Annotated in this window: 3 protein-coding genes and 1 pseudogene; 1 reads left to right on the top strand and 3 read right to left on the bottom strand. The window is 59.3% G+C overall.

All coding sequences use genetic code 11. The annotated features are described in order from the left end of the window. From BLT75_RS23935 to BLT75_RS23920, 3 genes and pseudogenes are all read right to left on the bottom strand, one after another. Positions 1–243 (bottom strand): transposase (locus BLT75_RS23935; RefSeq protein ID WP_143028677.1); only part of this gene is annotated, 243 nt, incomplete at its 3' end. 162 nt (positions 244–405) lie between these two features. Then, positions 406–1,246: pseudogene (locus BLT75_RS25355) on the bottom strand (integrase core domain-containing protein); the annotation flags it as partial. A 145-nt stretch (positions 1,247–1,391) separates the two neighbouring features. Then, on the bottom strand, positions 1,392–4,748 hold the full coding sequence (locus BLT75_RS23920) for an ATP-binding protein (RefSeq protein WP_093038250.1): 3,357 nt from the start codon (positions 4,746–4,748) through the stop codon (positions 1,392–1,394). A gap of 202 nt (positions 4,749–4,950) precedes the next feature. On the opposite strand from BLT75_RS23920, the gene BLT75_RS23915 reads away from it, so the two are divergent. Next, on the top strand, positions 4,951–5,219 hold a 269-nt coding region (locus BLT75_RS23915), incomplete at its 3' end, for a transposase (RefSeq protein WP_143028676.1).

Here is a 5,219-nt window from a genome sequence, read left to right as displayed (position 1 = left end):
AGCCAGGCCTGTCAGGATGCGGGCGAAGATGCCGTTATCGCTCCAACGCTTCCAGCGGTTGTAGAGCGTCTTCGCCGGGCCATATTCCCTCGGCGCATCGCACCATCGCAAGCCATTGCGATTGATGAAAATTATTCCACTCAGAACGCGCCGATCATCAACACGAGGCTTCCCGTGCGACTTCGGGAAGAAGGGCTTCAGACGCTCCATCTGCGCCTCGCTCAGCCAAAAAAGGTTGCTCATCATTCAGGTCTCCTTGCGGACCCTGAATCACGGCAGATGACCAAAATCAATGGGTCTGGAGCCTACACTCGGCCGTTGGCCGCCTTTGGGTCAGGAGCTCGTGAGCGGCCTGATCTGACTGGTCCATGTTGAGTGTTAGTGCATGATCTGTCTCTGGGCTACCGGGAATATGGTTTCTGGCGCCGGTGGTCGGTATCCAAGGGCGCTGTGGGGTCGCTTGGTGTTGTAGTGCTTTCTCCATCCTTCGATGATGATCTGCGCCTCTCTCAGCGAGTAGAAGATCTCCCGGTTCAGCAACTCGTCCCGGAACCGCGCGTTGAAGCTCTCTCAATATCCGTTCTCCCAGGGGCTTCCCGGCTCGATGAAGGCTGTCTTCGCCCCCACCGCCTCGATCCAGGCGAGAACGTCCTTGGCGACGAACTCGGGGCCGTTATCGCTTCGGACGAACGCAGGCGGCCCTCGCAGGATGAACAGGTCCGTCAGACCGGCCTCGCCAAAAGCCTGATAGCGGTCAGCCAGCGGTAGAACGTCGTCTTCGGAACGCCGAGCTGCGCCAGCGTCTTCGTCACGGGCAGATGGGACCGCTCGACCAGTCGGATGATCTCCAGCTTCTCGGTGGCGGGATATCTCATTCGTCGCTCTCCCCAGCCCCGATCATGCTCTTTTTGAGCAGGCGGTTCTCAAGCGTCAGCTCGGCAACCACCTCCTTCAGGGCGGCCGCTTCCGACCGCAATTCCTTGACCTCGGGCGCCGTCGCCTGGCGCGCCGTGTCGCCCGCCAGACGCCGTTTCCCGGCCTCCAGAAACTCTTTCGACCAGCTGTAGTACAGGCTCGTCGCGATGCCTTCGCGCCGACAAAGCTCGGCGATGCTCTCCTCGCCGCGCAGCCCCTCCAGCACGATGCGGATCTTCTGTTCGGCTGAATGGTGCTTGCGCGTCCGACAGCGGATGTCTTTCACGATCCGCTCTGACTTGGTCTCTTCATTCACGGGTTTCCGTCTAATCTTCGATCCTTGACGTCTACGATGAGCCGGAAACCCTCCCTTACGCAATCACCTCAAAATGGCCCATGGGCGCTGACGGCGGACAAACAGTACCCTCAGCTATGCTCGAAGCGGCGCTACTAAGGCGTCGCGCCCGACAACGAAGTCATGCCGCCAACTCAGCGAGCAATGCGCGGGCCGTCGCCTGATCCTCCGGGCAATCACCTTCAGAGATGCTGTTGAGAATGGGGTCGAGAAGGGCAATGGCCTCATCCATCCGACCCTGTTCCTGCATGATGCGCGCAAGATCAATGGCTGCACGCAGCTCCCAAAGTTTGGCGCCCTGCTGCCGGGCGACGTCGATGGCCACTAAAAGGTGTTTTTCTGCGGCTTCTTCGTTGCCGTCCACATTTGCCAACTCAGCCTGTAAACGATGCAAATCGGATAAGGAGTACCGTTCACCGGTCGCTTCCATCGCGTCCTGGGCCATAGCCGCCAAATCCTTGGCTGGACCGAGAAGACCGAGCGCCAAGGCGCGTTTCCCCGCTGCGACCCTGAAAGTTGGCACGAAAACACCATTCATGCCTGCCGCCATCTCAGCATCGAGAGCAAAGAAGCGATCTATGCCTGCCCGATCACCCTGACCCGCTCTAAGCAGATCAGACGCTATCCGAGCTATGCTCAACCAGATATGCAGGTTGTGTTCCTCGACAATCGGGCGCAACGCATTCAGATGCCGCAACAAGGCAGACTCGTCATTCGCAATCATGGCGTGGATAATAAAGTGACCATGCATATAGCAGATAGTGATTATATGGCCTGACTCCAAAGCCCTGCTCTCCGCTTCTCGCGCGTGCAGCGCGGCACGGTTTGTTTCGCCCATGAGAAGAGAATTTAAAGATTTGTAGATATGGGCTGCTACACCTATCTCCTGACCAAACCGAAAAGCGAGGCCATCGTGCTTGGCTGGATCATATACCGTGAGAGATTTGTCCAGGAAGCTTTGCGCCTCGGCAAGCCTGCCAGACATCATTGAAAATACGCCCCGACTTCGATTTGCTAAAACGAGTTCTGTCGTGTCCCCGGACTTCTCTGCTTCGTCTAGTAGAAGCTGCGACCATGGCAAAGCTTTGGAATGTTCGGCTCTGACGTATCGACCGGCCCAAAGAGCGAAAATGACATCGAACCGTAACGGTGTGTCCCCGATTAGATCCGCCAGAACCAGCGCGCGTTCCATTTCTGTCTTCGTCTCATCGGCGGCATATCCAATACCCTGCAGGCAGGCCATTCCGAGTTGAACCTGCAAGGCAAGGGCCCGCTCGATAACCGTGCGTTCACCTCCTTCGACGTTTGGATTGATCAAGGCGATCGCGCGACGAAGGTTGGAGATGCCTTCCTTGAATGCCGGTCGCGCGATCGCGGCCTTGCCTGCCGCTTCCCACAGGTCGATTGCGCGGTCAGTAAGCCCAGCCGCCTCGGCGTGGACTGCCAAGACCTCGGGTGCGATATCAGCGTCCGCCTCAAGTGCAGCTAGGATTCGTGCGTGGATAGCCCGGCGCTTTTCTTTCAGCTGGCTTTCATAGGCGGCGTCACGGACCAGCGCGTGTTTGAACAGATAGGTCGCCTCGGGCGGAAGGCCCCGGCGGTAGATCAGTTCCGCCCCGATAAGGCCATCCAGAGCAGCGGCCAGTTCGGCTTCCGGCAATAGGGTGATCTGCGCCAGCAGCCCGTGGCTGAACTCGCGCCCAATGCAGGCAGCCGTCTGCGCTACTTCCTTGATCGGTTGCAACCGGTCGAGCCGCGCCATCAGGCTGTCGTGAAGTGTGGTAGGGATGGCAATGGTGCTGAGCGGTCCATTCAGAACCAGCCGGTCACCGTCTTCTTTCAAGGCGCCGGATTCCAGGATCGTCTTGGTCAGTTCCTCGACAAACAACGGCACACCGTCGGTGCGCTGCGCGATGATCGCCATGATCTCGTCCGGCATCGCCTTGCCGCCGGTCAGCTTGGCGACGATGTCTCCGATCTGATCCTTGCCCAACCGGTTCAATGCAAAGCGTGTCACGATAGGATGACCGCCAAAGCCATACTCAAAGCTGGGACGCGCCGTGGCGAGGATCATGATCCTCTGATCGGCAACCTTATCCAACAGCAGGTCGAGCAATTCCAGTGAAGTCGGATCGATCCAGTGCAGGTCTTCGTAGATCAAGAGTACGGGCTTGTCCTGGCTTTGCTGAACCAGCAGCTTGGCCAGGGTCTGCATCGTGTGCGCCCGTTGCTGGGCTGGCGTCAGGTCAAGCGCACCGTATCGCGCTGTGCCGTCGAGACCCATCATCGGCGTGATCAGCTTCAGCATCTCGGGGTCCTGACCGAGCAGCGCCTCCAGCTTGTCCAGCCGGGTATCCAACCCGTCCGCCGATGTGAACCCGGCGGCGAAAGCGATCTGCTGAATGACCGGATAGAACGCTGAATCCGCGTGATAGGGCGAGCATTGATAGGTGATGCGGGTGTGGTCATCCTTCGCAACCTCGTCGATGACCGCTCTGGTGATGCGCGACTTGCCGATACCGGCCTCGCCGCTCACGACGACCATCTGGCCTTGGCCGGATTTGGCAAGCGCCCAGCGTTCCAGCATAAGCTCGATCTCACGGTCGCGCCCGACGATGGGGGTCAGTGTGCCGGACTGGCGCGCCGCAAAGCGGCTCTCGACGGATGTCTCTCCCTCTACGACAAAGGCCTCGACCGGCGCGCCCACGCCCTTCAGCTCTTGCGGGCCGATCGACGTCAGCTTGTAAGTTTGGCCCAGCAGACGGCGTGTTTCGCTGGGCAGGACAAGCTGGTTCGGCCCTGCAACGCCTTGCAGCCGCGCGGCCAGGTTGGGCGTCTCGCCGACAACGGCTGCTTCCTGGGTCGCGCCACTACCAATCATATCACCAACAATCACCACGCCGGTGGCAATACCAATCCGGGTGGCAAGGGGCGCGCCGTTGGGCGCTTTGGTTTTCCTGACGGCGTCGATTATCGACAGGCCAGCACGCACCGCACGTTCGGCGTCATCTTCGTTGGCGCGCGGCCAGCCGAAATAACAAAGCACGCCATCGCCCATGAACTTGGCGAGAAACCCCTCAAAGCGACCAACTATGCCGGCAACCGTGTTCTGGTATCCGTTGATGACCTCGCGCATGTCCTCAGCGTCCATCCGCGTCGCCATCTCAGTCGAGCCAACGAGATCGACGAACATCACCGTCAGGTGGCGGCGTTCAGCGTCGGAAGAGGAGGCCACAGTGTCAGCGACGACCTCTTGTGGCGCTTTGTCTTTCGCTGTGTCTACTGGGGAGGCGGGCGGCTCTTCAAGGCGTTGGATGGCGGCCCAGATTTTGCGACGCGGCCCAATGGGCAAACCCAGCTCTTTTAGGTCCTCTTCGACTAAATCGGCCAAAACCTCAGAGTCGATCTCTGCCTCGGCAAAAGCTGGGGCATATTTCTCCAGTCCGAGTTCTGCGAGCCAGCTTTGAATGTCCGGCAACTTGATCCCCCACGGATGCCGGTGTCAGCAACCGACACCTCCCCAAAGCCCGACACTAGCCCATTTTTAGTTTGTGTCATTCCTTTACTTTGCGCGTTCAACTAGACCGTTTGACGGCTGATCAACCTGTCGACGACGAATGGATCTGAACTGGCCCCCGTTTCGACCGGACACTTGGGCATAACCATGGAGGCTTAGGCCTATGCCTGAGCACGTGCTTATGTCTGAGATAGAGATCATCACCGATGGCGGCCGTCGGCGCCGCTGGACTGCCGCGGAGAAGCTGCGAATTGTGGAGGAGACGCTGGACGAGCGTGCCAGCATCTCGGTCGTTGCGCGCCGCAATGGTGTGGCGCCGAACCTGTTGTATCGTTGGCGCCGGCTCATGCTCGAAGGAGGAAGTGTCGCTGTGTCCGAAGACGATGACGTCACCAGCAACAAGGTTGTCCGCCAGATGGAGGACCGCATCCG

The sequence above is a fragment of the Ruegeria marina genome (assembly GCF_900101475.1).
Lineage (GTDB): Bacteria > Pseudomonadota > Alphaproteobacteria > Rhodobacterales > Rhodobacteraceae > Ruegeria_B > Ruegeria_B marina.
This window is presented reverse-complemented; position numbering and strand designations above follow the sequence as displayed.